Raw genomic sequence first — 25,912 nt, 5'->3', positions numbered from 1 at the left:
ATAAGCTCAGATTGTGTCGCGTATGCTAGCATAGCCCTCCCGCTGTTCATGCTAAGGCTGCCCTCGCGCCTGGCATCACCCCTCGCCATTTTATCTCCGGGATACAGGTTTACGCAGATGAGCAAGACTTCTCTCGACAAGAGCAAGATCCGGTTCCTTCTTCTTGAAGGTGTGCACCAGAACGCGGTCGATACCCTCAAGGCCGCCGGCTACACCAACATCGAATACCTCACTGGTTCGTTGCCGGAAGCCGAGCTGAAGGAAAAGATCGCCGATGCCCACTTCATCGGCATCCGTTCGCGCACCCAGCTCACCGAAGAGATCTTCGACTGCGCCAAGAAACTGGTCGCTGTTGGTTGCTTCTGCATCGGTACCAACCAGGTTGACCTGGAAGCTGCCCGCGAGCGCGGTATCGCCGTGTTCAACGCGCCATACTCCAACACCCGCTCGGTCGCCGAGCTGGTTCTGGCCGAAGCCATCCTGCTGCTGCGCGGCATCCCTGAGAAGAACGCCTCCTGCCACCGTGGCGGCTGGATCAAAAGTGCTGCCAACTCGTTCGAAATCCGCGGCAAGAAACTGGGCATCGTCGGCTACGGCTCGATTGGTACCCAGCTTTCGGTACTGGCTGAGAACATGGGCATGCAGGTGTACTTCTTCGACCCGCTGACCAAGCTGCCACTGGGCAACGCCGTGCAGGTCACCAGCCTGAACGAGCTGCTGGGCCTGGCTGACATCGTCTCGCTGCACGTGCCTGAGCTGCCATCCACCCAGTGGATGATCGGCGAGAAGGAAATCCGTGCAATGAAGAAGGGCGCAATCCTGATCAACGCCGCCCGTGGCACCGTGGTCGAACTGGACCACCTGGCCGCCGCCATCAAGGACAAGCACCTGATCGGCGCTGCCATCGACGTGTTCCCGGTCGAGCCGCGCTCCAACGACGAAGAGTTCGAAAGCCCGCTGCGCGGCCTCGACAACGTGATCCTGACGCCGCACATTGGTGGTTCCACCGCCGAAGCCCAGGCCAACATCGGCCTGGAAGTGGCCGAGAAACTGGTCAAGTACAGCGACAACGGTACTTCGGTGTCCTCGGTCAACTTCCCGGAAGTGGCCCTGCCAGCGCACCCAGGCAAACACCGTCTGCTGCACATTCACGAAAACATCCCGGGCGTGCTCAGCGAGATCAACAAAGTATTCGCCGAGAACGGTATCAACATCTCCGGTCAGTTCCTGCAGACCAACGAGAAAGTCGGTTACGTGGTAATCGACGTTGACGCCGAGTACTCGGACCTTGCGCAAGAGAAACTGCAACAGGTCAAGGGCACCATCCGTTCCCGCGTCCTGTTCTAAGTCTGGGTGCAGCATGAAAAAGGGAGGCCCTGAAGGCCTCCCTTTTTTATTTCACTTCAACCGTGATTTTCTTCGACTCGACGCTAGGTTTGAACGGCACGTGATACTGGTCACCCAGAATCAGTTGCAAGGTGTGCTTGCCCGGGGTCAGGGTAATGCTGGTTTCGGTCTGTGCCTTGCCGAAGTGCAGCACTTGCGGCCCTGCCGGCAGTGCGACGCCGGCCTCTGGCATCAGACTGGTCGGCAGCGGCATGTCAGCCACGGGCTCCTTGTCGACATCCACCAGTAGATGGTGGTGCCCGGTGTGCGGGGTTTGGTCACCCGCAGGTTTGAGGCCCATACCCTCGATACCGAACTTGACGGTGAAGGTCTTGTCGACCGTGGCACCATCGGCGGGGGAAACGATGAAGACCTTCGCCTCCTTGGGCGGCTCCTGGCTCTTCAGGGTGTCTGCGGCACTGGCGAACACCGACGCTCCCATCAGCAGACCGGCAACGGCAGCACGCGAAAATAGGCTGTTCATTCACTTCTCCTGTGATTCACTTATTGACCGCAGCCTGTAATCCAAAAGCGGCGGTAGTTCACCTTAGTTGAAATAATCGCCAAGGTGTTCACATTGCCTGACAGAAATATTTCAGTCAGGGTTAAACAATGCCGAGGCTTGAAGGTCATAGGCTGCGCTCGATCATGGCGAGGAAGAAAGCCGTGGCGATCGTTTTCAATCTGCTAAAAGAAAAGGGGCATACATGCGTTCGACCATAGGGGTACTGCTGGCAGTACTGATCAGTCCATTGGCTCAGGCGGAGCTGATCGACGAAATCGCCGACCGGGGTGAACTGCGCATTGCCGTACAGGCCGACAACTCGCCGTACGCTTTCAAACAAGACGACCACCTGACGGGTTTTGACATCGAATTTGGTCAGGACCTTGCCAAGGAGCTGGACTTGCGCGCCGAGTTCGTCGAAGCCCCGGCTGCCGAAGTGCTGGCGGGTGTCGAGAGTGGCAAGTACGACATCGCACTCACCCCGTCGAGTGAATCGCTCACAGGCGACGGCCCACTCGATGTGAGCCGGCCGATTGGCGAAAAGAAGCTGGTGATCCCGTTCCAGAAGGACAACCCGGCTTTTGAAAGCGCCGTAAACAATGCGTTGCAGCGTTTGAAAGACAGTGGCCGGACTGCCGAGCTTGAGCAGAAGTGGTTCAAGGGTGTGCAGGAGACTGCAGGCGGGCAGTAAGGTCTTATTTGCAACCTGTACCCGCTAATACAGTGGCGGCGGCAACGGTGAACGACGGGTGGAGATTGGCCACCAGGGCCGGCCTCTTCGCGGGTGAACCCGCTCCTACAACGGGCTGTGTCCAACCACCGATGTGTACCCACCACCAATCTGTGTAGGAGCGGGTTTACCCGCGAATACGGTAGCGGCGTCAACGGTGAACGGCGGGTGGAGATTGGCCAGCAGGGCCGGCCTCTTCGCGGGTGAACCCGCTCCTACACGACGGGCTCTGTCCAACCACCGATGTGTGTCCACCACCAATCTGTGTAGGAGCGGGTTTACCCGCGAATGCGGTGGCGGCGGCGACGGTGGACAGCGGGTAGAAATTGGCCAGCAGGGCCGGCCTCTTCGCGGGTGAACCCGCTCCTACACGACGGGCTGTGTCCAACCACCGATGTGTGTCCACCACCAATCTGTGTAGGAGCGGGTTTACCCGCGAATGCGGTGGCGGCGGCAACGGTGGACAGCAGGTAGAAATTGGCCAGCAGGGCCGGCCTCTTCGCGGGTGAACCCGCTCCTACACGACGGGCTGTGTCCAACCACCGATGTATGTCCACCACCGTGGTCGGAGCGGGTTCACCCGCGAAAGGGCCGGCACAGGTTCAAACAGATATATCAGCCAAAGCCCGCTGCGCCTGCTCGAGCTCCAGCTCGCTGAACACCTGCACCCCCGCCCGCCGCAGCAACGCCGTGGTTACCCCTTCCCCCGCCACCTTCACACCACTGAAGGTGCCATCATAGGTCAACCGGTTGCCACACGAAGGGCTGCCAGATTTCAGCACCGCTACGCGAATGCCATGCCGGCGCACCAGTGCCAGCGCCAACTGCGCACCGGCCAGAAACTCGGCAGTGACATCTTCACCCATCACCGTCAGCACCTGCGTGTCGCCATCGAGCACAGCGCGGCCCTGCCCTCCCGGGATCTCCGCTGGCGGTCGCGGTGTCGGCAAGCCGCCGGCTACCTCTGGGCACAACGGCACCACGCGCCCTTCGGCCTGCCACTGCTGCAACAAATCGGGATGGCCGCTGGCCCGGCCGTCATAGCGTACTGGCTGCCCCAACAGGCAGGCGCTCACCAGCACCTTGGGCATATCAGAACGGGTCATTGCCACGCCGCCTGAACCAGCCGGTCAACGACAGCCGCTCGCGCCCGGCCGGCAATACTTCGTGAGGCACTTCGCCCGACAGGAATACCACCAGGCAAGCGGCCACTGGCTCGACATCGTGCTCGACACCGTTGGCCAGGAACATGCGCAACTGGCCACCGTCATGCGGTTGCCAGCCTTCATTGAGGTAAAGCACCGCCGAGACCATACGCCGGTCATCGTCGCGAAAGCGGTCCAGGTGCCGGCGATAGAACGCCCCCGGTGGGTACAGGGCAAAGTGGCATTCGAAGTCTTCCAGGCCCAGGAACAGACCTTGGTTGATCGCCAGGCGCAGCTGTTCCATGGCCGCCAGGTACTGGTCGCAGGCCTCGGCCTGCCCCGGGTCGATCCACTGAATCTGGTCACCGCGAATGGCTTCGCGCACCTCCTGGGTAGCACCCCGCCCAACCCCTGCGGGGTTGAGTTCGCCTTCGGCATCACGGCGCCGGCACTCGGCTGCCAGCGCGCGTACCAGGTCGGCAGGCAGAAAGTGCGCCTGCTGGGACCAGCCATGGGTGGCCAGATCGTCGACGACGGCCGCAAGCATCGGGTATTCAGGGGAGATGTGCATGGCGCGCATCATATCCATTCGCCCTGTCGCCGCACAGCGCCACTTGGCCGAGAAACACGCGGATATCTCGACAAACCGGCGCCGGGCCAAGGACAATAGGCCCCTGCCGACAGGAGTCCTGAATGCGCCGTCTGTTTTCCCTGATTCTGCTGATGATCTGCACCATGCCTGTCTGGGCAGACAACCTGGATCAACTGTACAAGGCTGCCGGCTGGCCCGACCAGCGCGCCCACTTCAACGATGCCCTGACCGCCGCCCAGGAGCGCTACCGCAACAGTTTGCCACCCGCCGTGTACCAGGCGCTGGTCAACAACAGCAACCAGCGCTTCCAGGCCCAGGCGGTGGACCGTCGCGCCCAGGCCAAGCTGCGCGCCACCCTGGCCAACCCGGCACCGGCCCTGGCCTTCTTCCAGTCGCCGTTGGGGCGCAAAGTGGTGGCGGCCGAGCTCAAGGCCACCCGCAAGGACGAACTGGCCAAGAACGCCAAAGGCCTGCCCAAGATCCAGGCCAGCGACGATCGCCTGCTGGTCATCGGCCACTTGGCCCAAGCCCTGCCTGCGCGTGAAGCAGGCGCCGAAGTCAGCCTTGCCATCGCCGGTGTCGCAGCCGACAGCCTCAGCTCGATGATCCCCGGCCTGTTCGGCGGCGGCCAGGCCCAGAGCCTGCTGGATGGCCAGCGCCAGCGACTGATGGGGCAGATTGGCGAAGACCTGAACAACACCCTGCTGTACGTCTACCGTAACCTGTCCGATGCCGAGCTGGAAGCGTTCGCCACCTTTGCCGAGTCGCCCGAGGGCAAGGCTTACTACCAGGCGGCCCTGGCCGCTGTGCGCGCCGGCCTGGCGGTTGGCCAGAGCGCCGACGACCTGAAGTGATCAGCCCAGACGCTGGTCGATGAAGTCGAAGTAGCGCTGGCGGATGCCCGGCAACTCGTTGGCCAGGTGGTGACGGGCCTCGGGCAGCATCAGGATCTGCGGCTCGGCAAACTTGGCCTTGAGCACTTCAAGGTTGTAGGGCCAGTCCACCGTACCATCCGCCTCCCCCTGCACGATCAATGGTCGCCGCACACTGCGTGGCGCAGCCTCGATGCGTTTGACCCAGGCGATCAGTGCGCCCACCCAGGCCGTTGGCAGGCGACGCGGTTGCAGCGGGTCGGCCTCCAGGAACGGCAGGAAGGCCGGGTCGTTGGTGTTCTCACTGAAGCGCCGTTCGATGCCATTGACGAAGTGGCGCAGCACGCAATAACTGAACTTCGACCAGCGCCAGGAACATGGCCGCACCAGCGGGGCCAGCAGGATGACCTGGCCATCGACGGGGCTGCGCGCGCCCTGGTGCAGCAGATGGTCCACGGCAATCGCCCCCCCCGTACTCTGCCCACAAAGGTGCCACGGGTGCGGCAGTTGCAACGTGTGCGCCTGCTCGAACAAGGCCTCCAGCACCTGCTGGTACACCGCGAAGTCAGTGATGCTGGCCCGCTCGCCGCTGGACAGGCCGTGGCCGGGCAGGTCGCAACTGATCACCGCAAAACCTTGCTTGAGTGCCCACGCAATCACATGCTGGTACAGCCCCATGTGGTCGTAATAGCCGTGCAGCAGGAACAGCGTCGCGCTTGGCTGCTCGGGTAGCCAGGCCTGCCCGACCAGGTCGAACCCCGCCGCCTGGAAGCCGCCCAGCCAGCTGTGTGCCGGCAGGTCCAGGCCATAGAAGCGCTGGTAGTCCTGCGCTTGTGCCGACAGCGGCTGGCGAGCAGTCAACGGCGCCAGGCTGGAGCGCAGGCGGTCAGGGTGAAAGGCAGGGGGCATCGGGGTACATCCACATCGAGCAAGTATTGATCTGGAATCTTCAGCTCTGGCCGGCGCCATGGCAAGCTTGCTCACCTCGAACAACCAGCATCGATCCAATTGCGGGAGCGGCCTTGTGTCGCGAAAGGGCCACCGACTCTTCATGAATAGCCGAATCATCAAACCGCTGTGCACGGCAACCGCCTTGTTGCTCGGCGCCGTAATCCTCTGGCAGGCCTACAGCGCCTTTCAGGCTCGCTACCTGCGCCCGTTCGACAACCAGGCCACGCTGTTCGACGGCAGCCAGTTACAGCTACCTGCCGAGCTGGCTGGTGCTGGTCCGATCCGAGTGGTGCATTTCTGGGACCCGGCCTGCCCATGCAACGTCGGCAACCAGCAGCACCTGGGCGACCTTATCAGCCAGTTCGCAGGCCACGACGTTACCTTCCATGTGCTGCAAAAGCCCGGCAGCCACGGCCAGCTACCGGCCAATATCGGCAGCTTGCAACCCATCACCCACCTGCCCGGCAGCGAGCACCTGCCTGCCTCCCCGGCCGTGGCCATCTGGGACCGACAAGGCCGCCTGGCTTACTTTGGCCCGTACAGCGAAGGCGCCGTGTGCAACGCCAGCAACAGCTTCATCGAGCCAATCCTCAAGGCTTTGCTCGACGGCCGCCAGGTCAACGCCTCCAATACCCTGGCGGTAGGCTGCTACTGCCCTTGGTCGGGCTGACGGACCCGCGCCGGGTTGCCCACCACCGTCGCGCCCGCGGGCACATCCCGGGTCACCACACTGCCGGCGCCGACGATGGCGTTATCACCGATGCTCACCCCCGGCAGGATGATTGCCGCACCGCCAATCCACACGTTGTCGCCGATGGTCACCGGCCGCCCGCTCTCCAGCCCGCTGCGCCGCACTTCAGGGTCAAGCGGATGGTCGGCGGTGTAGATTTGCACGTTGGGGCCAATCTGGCAGTCGTCGCCGATACGCACCGGCACCACGTCAAGGATCACGCAATTGAAGTTCATGAAGGTATTGCGGCCAACACTGATGTTGTAGCCATAGTCGCAATAGAACGGTGGGCGAATCACCGCGCCTTCGCCAACCTGGCCAAAGTGTTCCACAAGCAGCCCGTGGCGTGCGTCGTTGAGCAGTTCGACACTGTTGTTGTAGCGATGCATCCAGTGCTTGTTGGCGATCTGCTCGGCCTGCAGTTCAGGGCAGCCAGCGTGGTAGAGCTGACCGGTGAGCATTTTGTGTTTTTCGCTGAGGGACATGGAAACTCCTTCCTGGGGCTATGCTCTGTTCGCGAATCCGCCGATGATCGGACCACATTTTCCGTTTGAACGCACAAGGAGTCTGAATGAAGCGCAGCCTGACCCTGCTGGGGGTAGTACTCACCGTGGCCGCGGGCGCCGGTTACTGGTACGTGCAGGGCAAGCTGCCGCAGCGCGAGGGCGAGGTCGCCGTTGCTGGCCTGCAAGCCCCGGTCAGCGTGCGCTACGACGCCCGCGGCGTGCCACACCTGCAGGCACAGAGCGAGCCGGACCTTTACCGCGCACTGGGCTACGTGCATGCCCAGGACCGGCTGTTCCAGATGGAGATCCTGCGCCGCCTGGCCCGGGGCGAACTGGCTGAAGTGCTCGGCGAAAAGCTGCTGCCCACCGATACCCTGTTCCGCAGCCTGCGCATACGCGAGCAAGCCGCGCTGATGGCCAAGCGGCAGGATCCGCAGGCGCCGGCATGGCAGGCCCTGCAAGCCTACCTCGATGGGGTCAACAGTTGGCAGGCCAGCCACCCCAAACCCACGGAATTCGACCTGCTCGGCATCCCCCCGCGCCCGTTCACCGCCGAGGACACGCTGAGCATCGCCGGCTACCTGGCCTACAGTTTTGCCGCCGCGTTCCGCACCGAGCCTGCTCTGACCTACATCCGCGACCAGCTTGGGCCTGACTACCTGAAAATATTCGACCTTGGCTGGCAACCCGAGGGCGCGCTGGGCACGCCACTGGCCGCCGCCGACTGGCAAAGCCTGGAAGCACTTGCGCGCTTAAGCCATGAGGCGCTGGGCGACGCCGGCATCCCGCAGTTCGAAGGCAGCAACGCCTGGGCGGTCGCGGGTAGCCGCACCCGCAGTGGCAAGCCGTTGCTGGCTGGCGACCCGCACATCAGCTTTTCCGTACCTGCAGTGTGGTACGAGGCCGAGCTGTCAGCGCCCGGCTTCAACCTCTACGGCTATTTCCAGGCACTCAACCCGTTCGCCCTGCTCGGCCACAACCGTGACTTTGGCTGGAGCCTGACCATGTTCCAGAACGATGACGTTGACCTGGTCGCCGAAAAGACCAACCCCGCCAACGCCGATCAGGTGATGGTCGATGGCCAGTGGCACACACTGGAAACGACCGAACAGAAGATTGCCGTCAAAGGCGAGCAGCCGGTCTCCATCAGCCTGCGCCGCTCGCCCCACGGCCCGATCGTCAACAACGTGCTGGGTAATACCTCCGGCACCACGCCAATCGCCATGTGGTGGGCATTCCTGGAAACCGAAAACCCGATCCTCGACGGCTTCTACCAGCTCAACCGCGCCGACACCCTGGGCAAGATGCGCGAGGCCGCCGCCAAGGTTCACGCGCCCGGGCTCAATTTTGTCTGGGCCAATGCCCGTGGCGACATCGGCTGGTGGGCGGCGGCAAAGCTGCCAATCCGCCCCGACGGCGTCGACCCGGCGTTCATCCTCGACGGGGCCAGCGCGCAGGCCGACAAGCTCGGTTTCTACCCCTTCAGCGTCAACCCGCAGCAGGAGAACCCGGCCCGCGGCTATATCGTCTCGGCCAACTACCAGCCACCGGCGGCGGTGCCGATACCGGGTTACTACAACCTTCCCGACCGTGGCCGCCAGCTAGATCGTCACCTGGCCAACCCAGAGGTGAAATGGGACACACAAAACAGCCAGGCACTGCAGCTGGACACCGCCAGTGACTATGGCCCGCGCACCCTTGCCCCGCTCCTGGCAACCCTGCGTGCAGTGGCCGAAGGTGACGAAGAGAAAGAGCTGGTCGAGCAACTGGCAGCTTGGGCTGGGGACTACCCGCTCGATTCGACCAGCGCCACGCTGTTCAACCAGTTCCTCTATGAACTGGCATTCGCGGCCCTGCATGACGAGCTGGGCGATACCTGGTTCCCGGTGCTGATCAGCACCCGCGTGATCGACGCCGCCTTGCCACGCCTGGCAGCGCAAGCCGATTCACCCTGGTGGAACACCCGTGGCGGCAGCCAGCGTACCGACCGTACCGCCGTCGTGCGCATGGCCTGGCAGAAAAGCCTGAAGCATCTGCGTGACACACTGGGCCGCGATCCGGCCAGCTGGCAATGGGGCAAGGCCCATACCCTGACCCACAACCATCCGCTTGGGGTGAAAAAACCGCTGAACCTGCTGTTCAACGTTGGGCCATTCGCCGCACCCGGTACCCATGAAGTGCCGAACAACCTCTCGGCGAAGATCAGCTCTGCGCCATGGCCGGTGACCTATGGGCCGTCGACGCGGCGGCTGGTCGACCTTGCCGATGCCGGGCAGGCACTGACCATCAACCCGGTCGGGCAGAGTGGCGTGCCGTTCGACCGGCATTACGCGGACCAGGCTGAGGGGTATGTGCAGGGGCAGTATCAGCGGGCGCAGATGGGGGTGATTCCGGCGCAGAGTACCTTACGGCTGGTACCCCCGAGATAAGGGGCTGCGTTGCAGCCGGTTCGTAGCAAAAGGGCTTCTATGGTGCTGTGCGGGCAGGGCTGAAAAAAAACGCCGACACAAAGGTGTCGGCGTTGGCACATACCGGGCGTTGCTAGCGAAATCAGAACGCCGGCAGTACGGCACCTTGGTACTTCTTGGCAATGAATGCCTTGACTTCCGGGCTGGTCAGGGCCTTCGCCAGTTTCTGGATGGCCTCACTGTCCTTGTTGTCCGGGCGGGCCACCAGGAAGTTCACGTAGGGCGAATCGGAACCTTCGATCACCAGTGCATCTTTAGCCGGGTTCAGGCCAGCTTCCAGGGCGTAGTTGGTGTTGATCATGTCCAGGTCGACCTGGTCCAGCACACGGGGCAGCATCGCCGACTCAAGCTCGCGGAACTTCAGCTTCTTCGGGTTCTCGGCGATGTCCTTGGGGGTGGCCAGGGCATTCTTCGGGTCTTTCAGGGTAATCAGGCCGGCCTTCTGCAGCAGCAGCAAGGCGCGGCCGCTGTTGCTGCCCTCGTTAGGGATGGCAACGGTTGCGCCTTCTTTCAGCTCGCTCAGGGCCTTGACCTTCTTCGAGTAGCCACCGAAGGGCTCTACGTGTACACCCACCACGGTTTCCAGGTGGGTGCCCTTGCCTTCGTTGAAGTTCTGCAGGTACGGCAGGGTCTGGAAGTAGTTGGCATCCAGACGCTTCTGGTCCACCTGCACGTTCGGCTGTACGTAATCGGTGAAGACCTTGATCTGAAGGTCCACGCCTTCTTTTGCCAGGGTCGGCTTGATCAGTTCAAGAATTTCGGCGTGCGGTACCGGGGTAGCGGCAACCACCAGTTTCTCGGCAGCAGCGGCCAGGCCGGAGAACGACAGGGCAGCAGCCAGGGCAGTGGTCAGCAGGGTCTTCTTCATGGTGGTCCTTGTTCTGAATCTGGGCCATCGACGATGGCAAATCGGGTGCCCAACCGGTTCACCAGTGGGCTTGAGGCGGACGATACCCAAATTTTTTATTCCGCAACAATATCTTTTACTTAGCTGCTTATTCCAAAAACACAATGCCATCAGCCTCTTTACCCATGAGCGATGTCTAACGCGCGGGGTCAGGCAGTTCGAGATCCTCTGGCAGGATCTCTTCGCCGTCATTGACCAGCAAGGCAAAGTGGATGACGTTCTCCAGTTCGCGGGTATTGCCCGGCCAGATATGTGCCTCCAGAACCCGCTGCGCCGCCTCACTCACCAAGGGCACAGGCCGTTGCAGGCGCACGCTGTAGATGCCCACGAAGTACTCGGCCAGCGGCAGGATATCGCCCGGCCGCTCGCGCAGCGGCGGCAGTTCCAGCGCGCCCTCGCGCAGATACTGGTACAGGCGCTCGTTGAAGCGCCCTGCACGTACCACACGGGCCAGGTCGATGCTGGTGGCGGCGACCAGACGCACGTCAACCGGCTGTGGCTGCTGCGCACCCACCCGAGTGACCTCGCGGTTTTCCAGGGCCGCCAGCAGCTTGCCCTGGATGGTCAGCGGCAAGTCGGCAATCTCGTCCAGGTACAAGGTGCCGCCGCTGGCCGAACCGAACCAGCCGGCGCGGCTGCTGGCCGTACCGCCATGGCTGCCGGCGCTATAGCCAAACAGCTCGGCATCGGCATAGGCGGGGCTGATGGCCGCGCAGTTGACCGACACGAACAACCCTCCACGGTCGCTGGTACGGTGGATCTGCCGAGCCAGCAGCTCCTTGCCGGTGCCGGTCTCGCCACGGATCAGCACCGGCAAAGGTTGTGGCGCCAGGCGCTCAAGGTCCTCGCGCAACTGCTGCGAGCGCGGGTCGATGAACACCAGCGCCTTGGCACGAATGCTCAGCGGGCTCTTGTCCAGCTCGGGGAAGGTCAGCAGCGGCTGGCCGAACGGGTTTTGAAACGTCATGACGAACTCCCGCCCCAGGCCCGTGATGGCCAGGCGTCAGGCAAAGGGTGAACAGTAAGGTCGATCAGGCGCGGCGCAGTGCGTGCTGCTCGATCCGGCTCTGCAAGCGATACAGGTAGGCGAAGCCTTGTTCCCAGCGCTCATGACCGGACTTGACGTTGATGTGCCCGGCGTTGCTCAGCAACCCTGCTTCGGCGTTCCATGCCTGGGCCAGGTACAGCGCCCTCGGCACGCTCACGGCCGGGTCGTTGTCCGAGCTGACGACCTGGCTGGGGAACGGCAGCACCTCGGTAGGGATCGGCGCAAAGTTGCGCAGCACTGGCGCGCAAGTGGGCCGTTCGACATCTGCCGGCGCCACCAGCAGTGCACCACGCACCTGCCGTAGCAAGGCCGGGCTTGCCTGCGCAGCCCAATGGGCGACAGTGATGCAACCGAGGCTGTGGGCAATCAGGATCACCGGCGAGCGATCGGCGGCAATCGCCTGTTCCAGCGCGTGCACCCAGTCCTGCCGCTGCGGGGTGAGCCAGTCGTCCTGTTCGACCCGGGCACTGTTGGGCAAGGTGCGCTGCCAGTGACTTTGCCAATGGTTGTCTGGCGACCCTTGCCAGCCCGGCACAATCAGGTAGCGAATCGAGTCATTGCGCATGGGGACGCCTCCAGTAAATTTGCGTGCTTGGAGACAAGTATAGGGTGGGCGATATATTCGTAAAGGAATAAGAAGATATTTGTTAATTCACTAATAGCATAAACAACATACTGCAGTCGCTCTCTCGTAAAGGGCTGCATAACAGCCCCGTCCACCTTTCAGGTAAGAAAAACCCGGGACCATGCCCGGGTTCTCTTAACCTTGTGCGACTCAGATATCCGCCACCTTCTGCCACACCTTCGGCCGGAAGAACAACGTTTCCCCCCGCGCCAACCCGGTCAGGCTGTCATGGTCTTTCACCACCTCGGCCTCGATCAGCTCGCTCTGCCCTTCCACCTTCAGGGTTACCCGCGTGGTCGCGCCCAACGGCCGAATGTCGCGCACCTCGGCCGCATGGTGCCCTTCGGTCTCATGCCGCGACAGCGACACCTCGTGCGGGCGGAACAACACGTGGTGGCCCTCGCTCAGGGCAAGGCGGTTGGAGTCCCCCAGGAAGTGGTAGACGAAATCGTTGGCCGGCTGATCGTACACCTCGCCCGGCGAGCCGATCTGCTCGATCACGCCCTTGTTCATCACCACGATGCGGTCGGCCACTTCCATGGCTTCTTCCTGGTCGTGGGTAACGAACACCGACGTCAGGTTGATATCCTCGTGCAGCCGCGCCAGCCAGCGACGCAACTCCTTGCGCACCTTGGCATCCAGCGCACCGAATGGCTCGTCCAGCAGCAGCACCTTCGGCTCCACCGCCAGGGCGCGGGCCAGGGCGATACGCTGACGCTGGCCACCGGAAAGCTGCTCAGGGTAGCGGTCGGACAGCCAGTCCAGTTGCACCATGTTCAGCAACTCATGCACCTTCTCGGCAATCTTGCTCTCGCTCGGGCGCTCGCCCTTGGGCTTCATGCGCAGGCCGAAGGCAACGTTGTCGAACACGCTCATGTGGCGGAACAGCGCATAGTGCTGGAACACGAACCCGACGTTACGGTCACGCACGTCATGGCCGGAAACGTCCTCGCCATGGAACACGATGTTGCCCTGGTCCGGGGTTTCCAGGCCGGCAATGATGCGCAGCAGGGTGGTCTTGCCGCAGCCCGACGGGCCGAGCAAGGCCACCAGCTCGCCGCTGTTGATGTCCAGGTTGATAGTGTTCAGGGCCTGGAAGCTGTTGAAGCGCTTGCTGACGTTACGAACTTCGATCGACATGAATCATTCCTCCGCGGCGCTGTGGCGCAGGCGGTTAATACGGTTCTCGCTCCACTGCTTGAGCAGCAGGATGAAGAGCGCCAGGATCAGCAACAGGCTGGCCACGCTGAAGGCCGCGACGTGGTTGTACTCGTTGTAGAGAATCTCCACATGCAGCGGCAAGGTGTTGGTCACGCCACGGATATGGCCCGACACCACCGACACCGCGCCGAACTCACCCATGGCCCTCGCGGTACACAGCACCACGCCGTAAATCAGGCCCCATTTGATATTCGGCAGGGTGACGTGCCAGAACATCTGCCAGCCGTTGGCACCGAGCAGCCGTGCAGCCTCCTCCTCTTGCGTGCCCTGCTCCTGCATCAGCGGGATCAGCTCACGGGCCACGAACGGTACGGTAACGAAAATGGTCGCCAGGACAATGCCAGGCAGGGCGAACACGATCTGGATATCGTGGTCCTGCAGCCACGGACCGAACAGGCCTTGCGCGCCGAACATCAGCACGTAGACCAAGCCGGCGATCACGGGCGACACCGAGAACGGCAGGTCGATCAGGGTGACCAGGATGCTCTTGCCACGGAAGGTGTACTTGCTCACGCACCATGCAGCGCTTACGCCAAATACCAGGTTCAGCGGCACCGAGATAGCCACGGCGAGCAGGGTCAACTTCAGCGCCGACAACGCATCGGGTTCGAAAATCGCCTCGAAGAAGGTGCCAAAACCGTTTTTCAGCGCCTGGGATACCACGATCACCAGCGGCAGCAGCAGGAATAGGGTGAACACCAGCCAGCCAAGGCCGATCAGGATACGCCGCGCTGTGGCACTGCCACGGCGGGCGGCGTTGGCTGCGGCACTTGCACTCAGGGATGAACTGGACATGCCGGCCTCCTTCAAGGGGTTTCGATGCGGCGCTGCAGCAGGTTGATCAGCAGCAGCAGGATGAAGGAAACCACCAGCATCAACACGCCGATGGCGGTCGCGCCGGTATAGTCGTACTGGTCGAGTTTGACCATGATCAACAGCGGCAGGATCTCGGTCTTCATCGGCATGTTGCCGGCAATGAAGATCACCGAACCATACTCGCCTACGCCACGGGCAAAGGCCAGGGCGAAGCCGGTGAGCCATGCCGGCAGCAGGGCCGGCGCCAGGATGTGGCGGAACACCTGCAATGGCTTGGCCCCCAGGCAGGCTGCAGCCTCTTCCACTTCACGCGGGATGTCGGCCAGTACCGGCTGCACCGTGCGCACCACGAACGGCAGGGTCACGAAGGTCAGTGCCAGGGTGATGCCCAGCGGGGTGTAGGCGATCTTGAAGCCCAGGTCGGTGGCGAACTGGCCGACCCAGCCCTGCGGCGCGTACAGGGCCGTCAGGGCGATACCGGCAACCGCGGTGGGCAAGGCGAACGGCAGGTCGATCATGGCATCGATGACCTTGCGCCCGGGGAAGGTGTAGCGCACCAGCACCCAGGCCAGCAGGGTACCGATCACACCGTTGATGATGGCGGCGAACAGGGCGGTGCCGAAACTCAGCTTGAGCGCAGCGATCACCCGCGGCGCACTGATGATGTTCCAGAACTGCTCGAAGGTCAGCTGCGAGGCATGGATGAACATGGCCGCCAGCGGTATCAGCACGATCAGGCTGAGGTACACCAAGGTGTAGCCCAGCGTCAGCCCGAAGCCGGGTATGACGGGGGAGATGCGACGTGACATAAATATCCCTGGTTGAACGCACTTGGCCCGGAGAGTTTCCGGGCCAGTGCAGGCTTCTGAATCTTGGGGCCCTTACTGTGCCTGATAGATCTGGTCGAACACACCGCCATCATTGAAGAATTTCGGTTGTGCAGCCTTCCACCCACCAAAGTCCTTGTCGATGGTCACCAGGTCCAGTTTCGGGAACTGCTTGCCGAACTCCGCAGCGACTTTCTCGTCACGCGGGCGGTAGAAGTTCTCGGCGGCAATCTTCTGCCCGGCCGGGCTGTACAGGTGCTTGAGGTATTCGGTGGCAATCTCGGTATTGCCCTTCCGCTCGGCGTTCTTGTCGACCACGGCCACTGGCGGCTCGGCCAGGATCGACAGCGACGGCACGACGATGTCGAACTTGTCGGCACCCCCGTCTTCCTTCAGGGCCAGGAAGGCTTCGTTCTCCCAGGCCAGCAATACGTCGCCCTGACCGTTGTTGACGAAGGTGATGGTCGAACCACGGGCGCCGGTATCCAGCACCGGTACATGCTTGAACAGCTCCTGCACATACGCCTTGGCCTTCTCTTCGCTACCGCCGGCCTTCAGGCCGTAGGCCCACGCCGCGAGGAAGTTCCAGCGCGCACCGCCAGAGGTTTTCGGGTTTGGGGTGATGACCGAGACGTCCTTCTTGATCAGGTCGCCCCAGTCCTTGATGCCTTTCGGGTTGCCCTTGCGCACCAGGAACACGATGGTCGAGGTGTACGGGGTGCTGGCGTCAGGCAGGCGGGTCTGCCAGTTCTCGGGCAGGGTCTTGCCAAGCTTGGCCACTTCGTCGATGTCACCGGCCAGGGCCAGGGTCACCACGTCGGCGCGCAGGCCGTCGATCACCGCACGGGCCTGCTTGCCCGACCCCCCATGGGATTGCTGGATTTTCACCTTGTCACCCGGGTGGGCCTGTTGCCAGTGCTTGATGAACTCGGCGTTGTACTGCTGGTAAAGCTCACGGGTCGGATCGTAGGACACGTTGAGCAGTTCGTAGTCCTTGGCGATGGCGGAACCGGCAAAAACAGCACTGGCCAGGGCGGCGAGCGCATAACGGCGGATGGACATGGTGAAGCTCCCGAATGGCATTTTTCCAGTTTTGGATGTTGCGCCGCAGATCAGCCGGGCTTGTTGCCGGGCTGTTGCAGGCGGAACTTCTCCTTGCGCTCGATCTGCACGACCTGAGCGTTGTGCACGGTGATCTCCACCGCACCGAAACGCAGGTCGCGCAAAGCGCTCTGGATTTCACGCAAGAGGGTGGCTTCGTCCTGGCCGTCGATGCTGCGCAGAGATGCACTCATGCTCGTTCTCCTTGGAGTGAGGGCGCCGGGCAGAGGTTTGAAGGGGGGTTGCGCCTGGCTTGAGGGCAATAGTAGTGAGGCGCAGTTATTCTTAAAAATACTATTTAAGAATTTTTATATAACCTTTTAAAAGCACACGTCCCCTTGTAGGAGCGGGTTTACCCGCGAATATGGTGGTGGATGCACCATCGCATTCGCGGGTAAACCCGCTCCTACAAGGGGCCATACTGGCCTTCAGGGTTGTTTCTGCGGCTCGCGGATCTTGTACCAGGCCACGTACAGCGCCGGCAGGAACAGCAGCGTCAGCAAGGTCGCCACGATGATCCCGCCAATCATGGCGTAGGCCATGGGGCCCCAGAACACCTCGCGGGCAATCGGGATCATGCCCAGGCTCGCCGCCGCCGCCGTCAGCAGGATCGGCCGGCGCCGGTGGTTGGTGGCCTCCACCACCGCATCCCACGGCGACAGGCCGTGGGCTTCAAACTCGTCTATCTGGGTCACCAGAATCACCGAGTTACGAATGATGATGCCCGCCAGCGCAAGGATGCCGAGGATCGCCACGAAGCCCATCGGCGTCCCCGTGGGCACCAACGCCAGCACTACACCAATCAGGCCCAGCGGCGCCACGCTGACCACCAGGAACAGCTTCTGCACGCTGTGCAACTGGATCATCAGGAAGGTCGCCATCAGGAACAGCATCAGTGGGATGACCTTGGCGATCGGCCCTTGGGCCTTGCTGCTTTCTTCAACCGTACCACCCGTGGCCACTTCGTAACCGACCGGCAGCTTGCTGGCGAACTCGTCAATTTTCGGCTTCAGCTGGGCCACCAGGTCGGTGGGCTGGATGTCGCCGTTGACCGAGGCCTTGATGGTGATGGTTGGCTTGCGGTCGCGTCGCCATACCAGTGGCTGCTCCAGCTCGTAGCGCACGGTGGCGAACGACAGCAGTGGGATCGAGGTGCCGTTAGGGGTAAGAATTTGCAGGTTCTGCAGAGTATCAGGCGAGCCACGCTCGCTGTCTTCGGCGCGGGCGACCACATCGACCAGGTAGATGTTGTCGTTGACCTGGGTGATCTGCACGCCACTGACGATGCTGTTCATCACATTGGCAACATCTTCGGACGACAGGCCCAGCTGGCGTGCCTTGTCCTGGGCAATTTCCACGCGCAGCACCTTACCCGGCTCGTTCCAGTCGTAGATCATCTCGCCGATGTGCTCGTTCTGGTCGAGCAAGGTGGCCAGCTCGATGGCGTGTTTGCGTACCTGGTCGATGTCGGCACCGCTGACCCGGTACTGGATCGGCCGGCCCACTGGCGGGCCCATCTCCAGCGATTGCACGTTGGTGCCGACGCCGACGAATTCTTCATGCAGGATCTTCTGCAGGCGGTCCATCAAGGCCTGACGCTCTTCGAAGCCCTTGCTGACAATCACCAGCTGCGCGTAGTACGGGTTCTGCAACTGCTGGTCGAGGGGCAGATAGAAGCGGATCGCGCCTTGGCCAATGTAGGTACTCCAGTGCACCAGGTCCGGGTCGTCCTTGATCCGCGCCTCGAAGCGGTCGACCACCTTGCGCGTCTCCTCGATCGAAGCGTTCTGCGGCAGGTTGAGGTCGACGAGAATTTCCGGGCGGTCCGAGGACGGGAAAAACTGGTTCTGCACAAAACGCATGCAGAAGATCGACAGGGCGAACAGCACCACGGTGCCGATGATGGTCAACCAGCGGTTGCGCATGCACCATAGCAACCCGCCTTCAAATGCCCGCCCGACCCGGCCAGGCTCAGCTTCGTGGGCCTTGATCTTGTCGCTTTTGAGAATATGCACCCCAAGCACCGGCGCGAAGAAAACCGCCACCACCCACGACACGATCAGGGCAACGGCGATCACCGCGAACAGGGTGAACGTGTATTCACCCGCAGAGCTGGCGTTGAGGCCGATAGGCACGAACCCGGCCACGGTCACCAAGGTGCCGGTAAGCATGGGGAAGGCTGTGGAGGTGTAGGCGAACGTCGCCGCCTGCTCCTTGCTTTCGCCCATTTCCAGCCGCGTGACCATCACCTCCACGGTAATCATCGCATCGTCCACCAACAGGCCAAGCGCAATGATCAGCGCCCCCAGCGAAATACGCTGCATGGTGATGCCGCTGTATTCCATGAACACGAACACCATGGCCAGCACCAGCGGGATCGAGCAGGCCACCACCAGCCCGGCGCGCACGCCAAGACTGACAAAGCTCACAGCCAGCACGATCACCACCGCCTCGAATAGCGCGCTGGTGAAACCGCCGACCGCCTGCTTGACCACCACGGCCTGGTCAGAAACGGTGTGTACCCCGACACCCACCGGCAGGTCCTGGACCACCTGGTCCATGCGCTTTTTCAACGCCTCACCGAACACCTGAATGTTGCCGCCGGCCTTCATGCCGATGGCGAGGCCAATGGCTGTCTGGCCGTTGTAACGGAACATTGGCGAAGGCGGGTCGACGTAGCCGCGCTCGATGTCGGCGATATCGGCCAGGCGGAAGAAGCGGTCGTTGATCCTCAAATTGACGGTTTGCAGGTCTTTCTCCGAGGCAAACTGCCCGGACGTACGCACCGAGATGCGCTCCGGGCCGGCCTCGATCATGCCGGCCGGCGTCACCGCATTCTGCGCTTGAAGTGCCTGCATCACCTGGCGCTGATCAATGCCCAGGGCTGCCAGCTTGCGGGTGGAGAAGTTCAGGTACAGCACTTCGTCCTGGGTACCGACCAGCTCGATCTTGCCGATGTTGGGTACATCGCGGACCTCGGCCCGTGCCTGTTCCACGTAGTCCCGCAGTTGGCGCAGGGTCAGGCCGTCAGCGGTAAAGGCATAGATCGAGCCGAACACATCACCGAACTCGTCGTTGAAGCCCGGGCCCTGAATACCGGCGGGAAATTCGCCACGAATGTCCTGGATCTTCTTGCGCACCTGGTACCAGATTTCGGGGATGTCCTTGGCCTTGGTGGTGTCGCGAAGGTACACGTAGACCGTGGACTCGCCGGGGCGGGTGTAGCTTTTGGTGTAGTCGAGCGAATCGAGTTCCTCGAGCTTCTTCTCGATGCGGTCAGTAACCTGGTACAGGGTTTCGTCCTGGGTCGCACCGGGCCAGCGGGTCTGGATGACCATGGTCTTGATGGTGAACGACGGGTCTTCCTCGCGGCCCAGGTTGAAGTAGGAAAAAATCCCCATCAACAGGCTAACGAACATCAGGTACCAGACGAACGATTGATGCTTGAGTGCCCAGTCGGACAGGTTGAAGCTTCCTTTCATTGCGCATCCTCGTCGAAGGTGACCTTCTGGCCAGGCTTGAGGCTGTTGACGCCGGCTGTGACCACGCGTTCACCGGGCTGCACGCCGGAGCTCAGTACGATGCTATCAGCGGTGCGGTCGATCAGCGCCACGTCACGGGTGGCCACGGTCTTGTGCTGCGTATCGATCACCCACACCTGGGTCTTGCCGTCACGCTCAAGCAAGGCACTCAGGGGCAGTTCGCTGCGCGGGGACACTTCCGAGCTAAGGGTCACACTGATGGAGGTGCCGAGGTGGAAGGCCGCCGGTGTGCTGGCCAGGGTCAGGCGAGCACGGCGGGTACGGGTGGTGGCATCAGCCTGAGGCTCCAGTTCGCGCAGGCTCGCTGTGGTGTTGATGGTCGGATCCAGTTGCGAGGCAACAGTGAAGGTCAGGTCTTTGCTCAACTGCTCGGCCAGATTGATCGGCAGGTCGATGACCGCTTCCTTCACGTCCGGCCGGGCCAGGGTCACCACGGCTTGACCAGCGGTTACAGTTTGCCCGGCTTCGGCCTGCCACGCGGTAATCACGGCAGCGTGGTCGGAACGCAGGGTGCTGTAGTCGAGCTGATCACGGGCCTGGCTGACGGCGGAGCGGGCCTGCTCCAACGCTGCGCTGGTGGTTTTCAGGTTGGTCTGGGCGATATCCAGCTGTGCCTGGGCGCCAACCCCACGGTCATACAACTGCTGCTGGCGACGGGCATCGGCCTGGGCGTTGATCCACTGTGCCTGCACCTTGGCCAGATCGCCTTCGGCAGCGCGCAACTGGTTCTGCTGGTCGGTCGGGTCCAGGGTGGCCAAGGTGTCGCCCGGTTTCACCTGGGCCCCAACGTCCAGCCAGCGCCGGGCAATGCGCCCGGAAACCCGGAAGCCCAAGGTGCTTTCGAAGCGCGCCTGGATACTGCCGGCGAAACGGCCCAGCTGCGACTGCACCTGAGGTTCGACCTTGACCGACAGCACTGGCCGAATCGGCTCTGGTGCCTCTTCTTCACTACTACAACCCGCCAGCAGCACACCGGCCGAGAGCATCAGCAACAGACGCTTCATAGCTCACCCCCTGGGCTCTTGGCGTCGACCTTCTGTACCTGCATGCCGGGGTGCAGCAACTGGCCGCCGTTGACCACTACGGTCTCGCCGCCTTTCAGGCCGCTGGCGACCACGATCTTGCCGGTGAGGTAGCGGCGGATTTCGACTTTGCGCAGTTCCACCTTGTCGCCCTCGCCCACCACCCACACGGCAGGCTCATGCACGGCCTTGGTCAGCGCCGACCATGGCAACTCGACGCTGGGCCGGCCCTGGGCATTGGTAGTGGCAGTAACCGGTGCCCCCAACTGCATCTCGGGCGGTACGCCCTTGAGCCCCACCTTGACCTGCACGGTGCCGCTTTGCGCGGACACGGTGGGGGTGATTTCGCGCACGAAGCCACGGGCCTGGACCTTGGGATCGTCCAGCAGGCTCACGACTACCCCGGCATCACTTGGCGGCGCCACCAGCAGCGACTCGTAGACGTTGAACACTGCATCGCGGTCGCCATCGACGGCCAGGCTGAAGATCGGCATGGTCGCCTGCACCACTTGGCCAACCTCGGCCTGGCGCTCGGTGATTACCCCGGCGGCCTCGGAGACCAGTGCGGTGTAGCTGAGTTGCTCATTGGCATTGGCCAGTTGCGCCTGGGCGGCCTTGAGTGCGCTCTGGTTGCTGCGCAGCGCGGCTTCAGCAGCTTCGTATTCGCTCTGGCTGGTGTAGCCCTTGGGCAGCAGTTTCTGCTGGCGCACGAAGGCCGCACTGGTCTGGGTGACCCGCGCCTGCGCGGCGAAGACCTCGGCCTTGGCCGAGTCGACATTGTTCTGCAAGTCTTTCGGGTCCAGCCGTGCCAGCACCTGGTTGGCCTTCACGTGATCGCCCACGTCGACGCTACGCGAAATGATCTTGCCGCCAACGCGGAATGACAAATCTGTCTGCACCCGCGCCTGTATGTCGCCGGTCAGGGTGACCCTGGCAGCGAAATCGGTGGGTTGTACCTGCTGCACACCCACCCGAGGCAGTGTCTCGGGGACCTCTTCCTTGCTACAGCCGGTGAGCATGTACAACAACCCCAGACAGACGACCGACAGCGGACGCATCAACGCCATGCTGGCTCCTTGCTTGCGCACAAATGATTTGTGGGATGCGACTGTGAGCGTAGTTCAGGGTTCGATAAACATCACTGGCGGTGGCCATGCTGGCATTTCTGGTGGCTGTGGGGGCCTCTTCGCGGGCTCGCCCGCGAAGAGGCCCCCACAGCCATGTATCAGTGTCTGCCATATCCAGAAACCATCAGTCATCTGCCATCCCCGCTCCAACCGCTACCTTTCACAGGGAGGTTCAACTTCAAGGAAGATCGAAATGCCGTTAGCCGAGTCCCACCGACTGCGCCGTGGGCGCTTCTCCGAGCCTGGCAGGCTCTACATGCTGACCACCATCACGCATCAACGCAAACCACTGTTCAAGGACTTCCACCACGCCCGTCTAGTGGTCAAACACCTTCGGGTCTCCAATGACATTCAGGACTGCCAATCGTTGGCCTGGGTAGTGATGCCGGACCATCTTCATTGGCTGATTGAGCTGAAAGGAGTGACATTAGGAACGCTGATGCGCAAGTTCAAATCACGCACAGCGATTGCCTTGCGCAAGGCCGGTGTCGGGCACAAGCCGATATGGCAACCGGGTTACCAGGACCATGCGCTGCGGCGGGAGGAGCGTGTGGTTCATGTAGCCCGGTACATTGTTGCCAATCCCTTGAGGGCTGGATTGGTGAGAAGTATCAGGGACTATCCACATTGGGATGCGATATGGCTTTGAATCAGTGCTGGAGCCTTCGCGGGCATGCCCGCTCCCACAGGGCTCACCACAACCTTGAAGACTCTGATACCCCTACCCCACAGGGGTCAGCACAACCCTGAAGGCTGTGAGGTCCCTGTGGGAGCGGGCGTGCCCGCGAAAGGGCCGGGTCAGGCCGACGCAGCCACCTGCGCCGAGCGCTTGACCTGCGGCTGCGAAGCGTTGGCCGCAGCACCCTCTTCGATCGCCTGCTGAATCGCCTTGCGACGACGCTCTTCGGCCTGGCGGCTGAAGTACCAGACGAAGAAGGTCACCAGCGAAACCGACAGCAAAATCAGGCTGGCCACGGCGTTGATCTCCGGTTTCACGCCCAGGCGCACCGCCGAGAATACTTCCATCGGCAAGGTGGTCGAGCCAGGCCCGGAGACGAAGCTGGCCAGTACCAGGTCGTCCAGCGACAGGGCGAACGACATCATGCCGCCCGCCGCCAGCGACGGCGCGATCATCGGAATGGTGATCAGGAAGAACACCTTCCACGGCTTGGCACCCAGGTCCATCGCCGCTTCCTCGATCGACAGGTCCAGCTCACGCAGGCGAGCCGACACCACCACCGCCACATACGCCGCACAGAACGTGGTGTGGGCAATCCAGATGGTGACGACCCCACGCTCCTGGGGCCAGCCGATCGACTGCGCCATGGCCACGAACAGCAGCAACAGAGACAGACCGGTGATCACTTCGGGCATTACCAGCGGCGCAGTGACCAGGCCACCGAACAGCGTGCGGCCCTTGAAGCGGGTGACACGGGTCAGTACGAAGGCTGCCAGGGTACCTAGTGCCACCGCTGCCACCGCCGTGTAGCAGGCGATTTCCAGCGAGCGCATCACCGAACCCATCAGCTGGGTGTTGTCGAGCAGGCCGACGTACCACTTGATCGACCAGCCCCCCCACACCGTCACCAGCTTGGAGGCGTTGAACGAGTAGATCACCAGGATCAGCATCGGCAGGTAGATGAACAGCAAGCCGAGCACCAGCATCAGCTTGGAGAAACTGAAGCGTTTCATGCGCGGCCCTCCATCTCTTTGGCCTGGCTACGGTTGAACAGCAGGATCGGCACGATCAGGATCGCCAGCATTACCACCGCCAGGGCGGATGCTACCGGCCAGTCACGGTTGTTGAAGAACTCCTGCCACAACACTTTACCGATCATCAGGGTTTCCGGGCCGCCCAGCAGTTCCGGGATCACGAACTCGCCCACCACCGGAATGAACACCAGCATGCAGCCGGCGATGATGCCGTTTTTCGACAGCGGTACCGTGATCTTCCAGAAGCTGTTGAAGGTGCTCGAACCCAGGTCAGATGCAGCTTCGAGCAGGCTCGGATCATGCTTCACAAGGTTGGCGAACAGCGGCAGGATCATGAACGGCAGGTACGAATAGACCACGCCGATGTATACCGCCAGATTGGTGTTGAGGATCTGCAACGGCTGGTCGATCAACCCAGTCCACAGCAGGAAACCGTTGAGCAGGCCGTTGTTGCTGAGGATACCCATCCAGGCATAGACGCGGATCAGGATCGCGGTCCAGGTGGGCATCATGATCAGCAACAGCAGGACCGTCTGGGTCTCCTTCTTGGCATTGGCAATGGAGTAGGCCATCGGGAAGCCGATCAGCAGGCACAGCAGGGTGCTGAAGAAGGCCATCTTCAACGAACCCAGGTAGGCCGCAAGGTACAGATCATCCTCGGTCAACAGCCCGTAGTTGGCCAGGTTGAGGACCAGTTGGACCTTGTCTTCGACGTAGGTGTAGATCTCGGTATACGGCGGAATTGCCACATCAGCTTCGGCAAAACTGATCTTCAGGACGATGAAGAACGGCAGCATGAAGAACAGGAACAGCCAGATGAACGGCACGCCGATCACCAGATGCCGCCCCTCCGGGACCAGACGCTGGAAGGCTCGCTTGAGCTTGCGCAGTTTCATGACCGCAGTACCACGCCGCTGTCGTCTTCCCACCATACGTACACTTCATCGCCCCAGGTAGGACGGGCACCCTGGCGCTCGGCGTTGGCGACGAACGACTGGACAACCTTGCCGCTCGGCAGCTCCACATAGAACACCGAGTGGCCACCCAGGTAAGCGATATCGTGCACCTTGCCGCGCGACCAGTTGTGCTCGAACTCGGGCTGCTTGGTGGTTACCAGCAGTTTCTCCGGGCGCAGGGCGTAGGTGATGTGCTTGTCTTCAACCGAAGTGGTGATGCCGTGGCCCACGTAGATCTTGCGCTCCAGCTCCGGGCTGGCAATGATCGCGTAGCCTTCGGCGTCATCGACCACGTCACCTTCGAACAGGTTGACGTTACCGATGAACTCGCACACCAGGCGGCTGGTAGGTGTCTCGTAGATGTCCACTGGCGAGCCGATCTGGGCGATCCAGCCCAGGTGCATGATGGCGATGCGCTGGGCCATGGTCATGGCCTCTTCCTGGTCGTGGGTCACCATCACGCAGGTCACACCCACGCGCTCGATGATCTCGACCAGCTCCAGCTGCATCTGCGAACGCAGTTTCTTGTCCAGTGCCCCCATCGGCTCGTCGAGCAGCAGCAGCTTGGGGCGCTTGGCCAGCGAGCGGGCCAACGCCACACGCTGACGCTGGCCGCCCGACAACTGGTGCGGCTTGCGCTTGGCGTACTGGGTCATGTGCACCAGCTTGAGCATCTCGGCCACGCGCGCATCGATCTCGGCCTTGGGCAGCTTGTCCTGCTGCAGGCCGAAGGCGATGTTCTGTGCCACGGTCATGTGCGGGAACAGCGCGTAGGACTGGAACATCATGTTGATCGGCCGCTCGTAGGGCGGCATGTCGGTGATGTCGACGCCATCGAGGAAGATCCGCCCTTCGGATGGGCGCTCGAAGCCGGCCAGCATGCGCAGCAAGGTAGACTTGCCGGAACCGGAGCCACCCAGCAAGGCGAAGATCTCACCCTTGCGAATTTCCAGGGACACATCGTCCACGGCTACCGTTTCGTCGAACTTTTTCGTGACCCGGTCGATCTTGACCAGCACCTGCTTGGGTTGCTGGTCACCCTCGAGGGCTTTTTTATAGGCACCGGAGGCAACTGCCATGAGTGAAACTCCCAACAAGATTTTTGTGCCCGCGCGGCCAGAC

General features: G+C 62.2%; 25 protein-coding genes. 6 read left to right on the top strand and 19 right to left on the bottom strand.

Annotation, left to right across the window (positions count from 1 at the left end; translation table 11 throughout):
- The first annotated feature begins 117 nt into the window (after positions 1–117).
- On the top strand, positions 118–1,347 hold the full coding sequence (gene serA / locus INQ47_RS06385; protein WP_252459163.1) for a phosphoglycerate dehydrogenase: 1,230 nt from the start codon (positions 118–120) through the stop codon (positions 1,345–1,347).
- A 46-nt stretch (positions 1,348–1,393) separates the two neighbouring features.
- On the opposite strand, the gene INQ47_RS06380 is transcribed toward serA, so the two are convergent.
- Entirely contained in the window at positions 1,394–1,870 is a 477-nt protein-coding gene (locus tag INQ47_RS06380; protein ID WP_252459164.1) for a DUF4399 domain-containing protein, read from the bottom strand.
- A gap of 223 nt (positions 1,871–2,093) precedes the next feature.
- Here INQ47_RS06380 and INQ47_RS06375 point away from each other — a divergent pair, with 223 nt between their 5' ends.
- Complete coding sequence (locus tag INQ47_RS06375; protein ID WP_404701345.1) at positions 2,094–2,582, top strand: transporter substrate-binding domain-containing protein; 489 nt, start codon at positions 2,094–2,096, stop codon at positions 2,580–2,582.
- A 641-nt stretch (positions 2,583–3,223) separates the two neighbouring features.
- Here the strand turns inward: INQ47_RS06375 and INQ47_RS06370 are convergent.
- Both INQ47_RS06370 and INQ47_RS06365 read right to left on the bottom strand, forming a co-directional pair.
- Positions 3,224–3,727, bottom strand: a complete 504-nt coding sequence (locus INQ47_RS06370; protein ID WP_252460474.1) for a DUF523 domain-containing protein — start codon at positions 3,725–3,727, stop codon at positions 3,224–3,226.
- Positions 3,714–4,346 (bottom strand): 2OG-Fe(II) oxygenase, encoded by a 633-nt coding sequence (locus INQ47_RS06365; RefSeq protein ID WP_404701402.1) that lies wholly within the window; start codon positions 4,344–4,346, stop codon positions 3,714–3,716. The genes INQ47_RS06370 and INQ47_RS06365 overlap by 14 nt, the downstream gene beginning before the upstream one ends.
- Positions 4,347–4,459: 113 nt before the next feature.
- On the opposite strand from INQ47_RS06365, the gene INQ47_RS06360 reads away from it, so the two are divergent.
- Entirely contained in the window at positions 4,460–5,212 is a 753-nt protein-coding gene (locus INQ47_RS06360; RefSeq protein ID WP_404701344.1) for a DUF2059 domain-containing protein, read from the top strand.
- Here the strand turns inward: INQ47_RS06360 and INQ47_RS06355 are convergent, their stop codons facing one another.
- Entirely contained in the window at positions 5,213–6,139 is a 927-nt protein-coding gene (locus tag INQ47_RS06355; protein WP_404701343.1) for an alpha/beta hydrolase, read from the bottom strand.
- Between the two features lie 142 nt (positions 6,140–6,281).
- Between INQ47_RS06355 and INQ47_RS06350 the strand changes: the two genes are divergently transcribed.
- The gene (locus INQ47_RS06350; protein ID WP_404701342.1) at positions 6,282–6,851 is read left to right on the top strand and encodes a DUF6436 domain-containing protein; all 570 of its coding nucleotides are present in this window, start codon (positions 6,282–6,284) and stop codon (positions 6,849–6,851) included.
- On the opposite strand, the gene INQ47_RS06345 is transcribed toward INQ47_RS06350, so the two are convergent.
- Positions 6,830–7,396 carry a sugar O-acetyltransferase gene (locus tag INQ47_RS06345; protein WP_084850185.1) on the bottom strand — a complete coding sequence of 189 codons (567 nt, stop codon included), beginning with the start codon at positions 7,394–7,396 and terminating at the stop codon, positions 6,830–6,832. The genes INQ47_RS06350 and INQ47_RS06345 overlap by 22 nt on opposite strands.
- Positions 7,397–7,482: 86 nt before the next feature.
- Between INQ47_RS06345 and INQ47_RS06340 the strand changes: the two genes are divergently transcribed.
- A complete protein-coding gene (locus INQ47_RS06340; RefSeq protein ID WP_404701341.1) occupies positions 7,483–9,846 on the top strand; it encodes a penicillin acylase family protein in 2,364 nt (787 codons plus the stop codon).
- Positions 9,847–9,967: 121 nt separating this feature from the next.
- Here the strand turns inward: INQ47_RS06340 and INQ47_RS06335 are convergent, their stop codons facing one another.
- From INQ47_RS06335 to INQ47_RS06285, 11 genes are all read right to left on the bottom strand, one after another.
- A complete protein-coding gene (locus INQ47_RS06335; RefSeq protein WP_021783565.1) occupies positions 9,968–10,753 on the bottom strand; it encodes a MetQ/NlpA family ABC transporter substrate-binding protein in 786 nt (261 codons plus the stop codon).
- 175 nt (positions 10,754–10,928) lie between these two features.
- Complete coding sequence (locus tag INQ47_RS06330; RefSeq protein WP_404701340.1) at positions 10,929–11,759, bottom strand: sigma 54-interacting transcriptional regulator; 831 nt, start codon at positions 11,757–11,759, stop codon at positions 10,929–10,931.
- 64 nt (positions 11,760–11,823) lie between these two features.
- Positions 11,824–12,405: an alpha/beta hydrolase gene (locus INQ47_RS06325; RefSeq protein WP_404701339.1), complete on the bottom strand. Its 582-nt coding sequence runs from the start codon at positions 12,403–12,405 to the stop codon at positions 11,824–11,826.
- 210 nt (positions 12,406–12,615) lie between these two features.
- Positions 12,616–13,605 carry a sulfate/molybdate ABC transporter ATP-binding protein gene (locus INQ47_RS06320; RefSeq protein ID WP_021783562.1) on the bottom strand — a complete coding sequence of 330 codons (990 nt, stop codon included), beginning with the start codon at positions 13,603–13,605 and terminating at the stop codon, positions 12,616–12,618.
- A gap of 3 nt (positions 13,606–13,608) precedes the next feature.
- Positions 13,609–14,481 carry a sulfate ABC transporter permease subunit CysW gene (gene cysW / locus INQ47_RS06315; RefSeq protein WP_103469587.1) on the bottom strand — a complete coding sequence of 291 codons (873 nt, stop codon included), beginning with the start codon at positions 14,479–14,481 and terminating at the stop codon, positions 13,609–13,611.
- Positions 14,482–14,492: 11 nt separating this feature from the next.
- Entirely contained in the window at positions 14,493–15,311 is an 819-nt protein-coding gene (cysT, locus tag INQ47_RS06310; RefSeq protein ID WP_009683704.1) for a sulfate ABC transporter permease subunit CysT, read from the bottom strand.
- A gap of 72 nt (positions 15,312–15,383) precedes the next feature.
- Entirely contained in the window at positions 15,384–16,391 is a 1,008-nt protein-coding gene (locus tag INQ47_RS06305) for a sulfate ABC transporter substrate-binding protein (protein WP_101196385.1), read from the bottom strand.
- A gap of 50 nt (positions 16,392–16,441) precedes the next feature.
- Complete coding sequence (oscA, locus tag INQ47_RS06300; RefSeq protein ID WP_021783559.1) at positions 16,442–16,624, bottom strand: sulfur starvation response protein OscA; 183 nt, start codon at positions 16,622–16,624, stop codon at positions 16,442–16,444.
- 234 nt (positions 16,625–16,858) lie between these two features.
- Positions 16,859–19,912 carry an efflux RND transporter permease subunit gene (locus INQ47_RS06295; protein WP_404701338.1) on the bottom strand — a complete coding sequence of 1,018 codons (3,054 nt, stop codon included), beginning with the start codon at positions 19,910–19,912 and terminating at the stop codon, positions 16,859–16,861.
- The gene (locus INQ47_RS06290) at positions 19,909–20,976 is read right to left on the bottom strand and encodes an efflux RND transporter periplasmic adaptor subunit (RefSeq protein WP_404701337.1); all 1,068 of its coding nucleotides are present in this window, start codon (positions 20,974–20,976) and stop codon (positions 19,909–19,911) included. Before INQ47_RS06290 ends, INQ47_RS06295 begins: the two co-directional genes overlap by 4 nt.
- Positions 20,973–22,061, bottom strand: coding sequence for an efflux RND transporter periplasmic adaptor subunit (locus tag INQ47_RS06285; RefSeq protein WP_404701336.1), 1,089 nt, complete (start codon positions 22,059–22,061; stop codon positions 20,973–20,975). The genes INQ47_RS06290 and INQ47_RS06285 overlap by 4 nt, the downstream gene beginning before the upstream one ends.
- A 253-nt stretch (positions 22,062–22,314) precedes the next feature.
- Between INQ47_RS06285 and INQ47_RS06280 the strand changes: the two genes are divergently transcribed.
- Positions 22,315–22,770 (top strand): REP-associated tyrosine transposase, encoded by a 456-nt coding sequence (locus tag INQ47_RS06280; protein WP_404701335.1) that lies wholly within the window; start codon positions 22,315–22,317, stop codon positions 22,768–22,770.
- Between the two features lie 149 nt (positions 22,771–22,919).
- On the opposite strand, the gene INQ47_RS06275 is transcribed toward INQ47_RS06280, so the two are convergent.
- Genes INQ47_RS06275 through potA form a run of 3 tightly spaced genes read right to left on the bottom strand, consistent with a single transcriptional unit; the run spans position 22,920 to position 25,869 of the window.
- Positions 22,920–23,813 carry an ABC transporter permease subunit gene (locus INQ47_RS06275; protein WP_021783554.1) on the bottom strand — a complete coding sequence of 298 codons (894 nt, stop codon included), beginning with the start codon at positions 23,811–23,813 and terminating at the stop codon, positions 22,920–22,922.
- Complete coding sequence (locus tag INQ47_RS06270) at positions 23,810–24,730, bottom strand: ABC transporter permease subunit (protein ID WP_176682810.1); 921 nt, start codon at positions 24,728–24,730, stop codon at positions 23,810–23,812. Before INQ47_RS06270 ends, INQ47_RS06275 begins: the two co-directional genes overlap by 4 nt.
- Entirely contained in the window at positions 24,727–25,869 is a 1,143-nt protein-coding gene (gene potA, locus INQ47_RS06265; protein ID WP_021783552.1) for a polyamine ABC transporter ATP-binding protein, read from the bottom strand. Before potA ends, INQ47_RS06270 begins: the two co-directional genes overlap by 4 nt.
- Between the last annotated feature and the right edge of the window lie 43 nt (positions 25,870–25,912).

It is taken from the genome of Pseudomonas sp. 3HC3 (assembly GCF_044904505.1).
GTDB classification, from domain to species: Bacteria; Pseudomonadota; Gammaproteobacteria; order Pseudomonadales; family Pseudomonadaceae; genus Aquipseudomonas; species Aquipseudomonas putida_Y.
The sequence above is the reverse complement of the archived record's forward strand: the minus strand, read 5'-3'. Positions and strand labels throughout refer to the sequence as shown.

Coding starts and splice junctions, on each gene's coding strand:
- serA (WP_252459163.1), top strand. CDS start 118: ATGAGCAAGACTTCTCTCGACAAGAGCAAGATCCGGTTCCTTCTTCTT.
- INQ47_RS06380 (WP_252459164.1), bottom strand. CDS start 1,870: ATGAACAGCCTATTTTCGCGTGCTGCCGTTGCCGGTCTGCTGATGGGA.
- INQ47_RS06375 (WP_404701345.1), top strand. CDS start 2,094: ATGCGTTCGACCATAGGGGTACTGCTGGCAGTACTGATCAGTCCATTG.
- INQ47_RS06370 (WP_252460474.1), bottom strand. CDS start 3,727: ATGACCCGTTCTGATATGCCCAAGGTGCTGGTGAGCGCCTGCCTGTTG.
- INQ47_RS06365 (WP_404701402.1), bottom strand. CDS start 4,346: ATGCGCGCCATGCACATCTCCCCTGAATACCCGATGCTTGCGGCCGTC.
- INQ47_RS06360 (WP_404701344.1), top strand. CDS start 4,460: ATGCGCCGTCTGTTTTCCCTGATTCTGCTGATGATCTGCACCATGCCT.
- INQ47_RS06355 (WP_404701343.1), bottom strand. CDS start 6,139: ATGCCCCCTGCCTTTCACCCTGACCGCCTGCGCTCCAGCCTGGCGCCG.
- INQ47_RS06350 (WP_404701342.1), top strand. CDS start 6,282: ATGAATAGCCGAATCATCAAACCGCTGTGCACGGCAACCGCCTTGTTG.
- INQ47_RS06345 (WP_084850185.1), bottom strand. CDS start 7,396: ATGTCCCTCAGCGAAAAACACAAAATGCTCACCGGTCAGCTCTACCAC.
- INQ47_RS06340 (WP_404701341.1), top strand. CDS start 7,483: ATGAAGCGCAGCCTGACCCTGCTGGGGGTAGTACTCACCGTGGCCGCG.
- INQ47_RS06335 (WP_021783565.1), bottom strand. CDS start 10,753: ATGAAGAAGACCCTGCTGACCACTGCCCTGGCTGCTGCCCTGTCGTTC.
- INQ47_RS06330 (WP_404701340.1), bottom strand. CDS start 11,759: ATGACGTTTCAAAACCCGTTCGGCCAGCCGCTGCTGACCTTCCCCGAG.
- INQ47_RS06325 (WP_404701339.1), bottom strand. CDS start 12,405: ATGCGCAATGACTCGATTCGCTACCTGATTGTGCCGGGCTGGCAAGGG.
- INQ47_RS06320 (WP_021783562.1), bottom strand. CDS start 13,605: ATGTCGATCGAAGTTCGTAACGTCAGCAAGCGCTTCAACAGCTTCCAG.
- cysW (WP_103469587.1), bottom strand. CDS start 14,481: ATGTCCAGTTCATCCCTGAGTGCAAGTGCCGCAGCCAACGCCGCCCGC.
- cysT (WP_009683704.1), bottom strand. CDS start 15,311: ATGTCACGTCGCATCTCCCCCGTCATACCCGGCTTCGGGCTGACGCTG.
- INQ47_RS06305 (WP_101196385.1), bottom strand. CDS start 16,391: ATGTCCATCCGCCGTTATGCGCTCGCCGCCCTGGCCAGTGCTGTTTTT.
- oscA (WP_021783559.1), bottom strand. CDS start 16,624: ATGAGTGCATCTCTGCGCAGCATCGACGGCCAGGACGAAGCCACCCTC.
- INQ47_RS06295 (WP_404701338.1), bottom strand. CDS start 19,912: ATGAAAGGAAGCTTCAACCTGTCCGACTGGGCACTCAAGCATCAATCG.
- INQ47_RS06290 (WP_404701337.1), bottom strand. CDS start 20,976: ATGAAGCGTCTGTTGCTGATGCTCTCGGCCGGTGTGCTGCTGGCGGGT.
- INQ47_RS06285 (WP_404701336.1), bottom strand. CDS start 22,061: ATGGCGTTGATGCGTCCGCTGTCGGTCGTCTGTCTGGGGTTGTTGTAC.
- INQ47_RS06280 (WP_404701335.1), top strand. CDS start 22,315: ATGCCGTTAGCCGAGTCCCACCGACTGCGCCGTGGGCGCTTCTCCGAG.
- INQ47_RS06275 (WP_021783554.1), bottom strand. CDS start 23,813: ATGAAACGCTTCAGTTTCTCCAAGCTGATGCTGGTGCTCGGCTTGCTG.
- INQ47_RS06270 (WP_176682810.1), bottom strand. CDS start 24,730: ATGAAACTGCGCAAGCTCAAGCGAGCCTTCCAGCGTCTGGTCCCGGAG.
- potA (WP_021783552.1), bottom strand. CDS start 25,869: ATGGCAGTTGCCTCCGGTGCCTATAAAAAAGCCCTCGAGGGTGACCAG.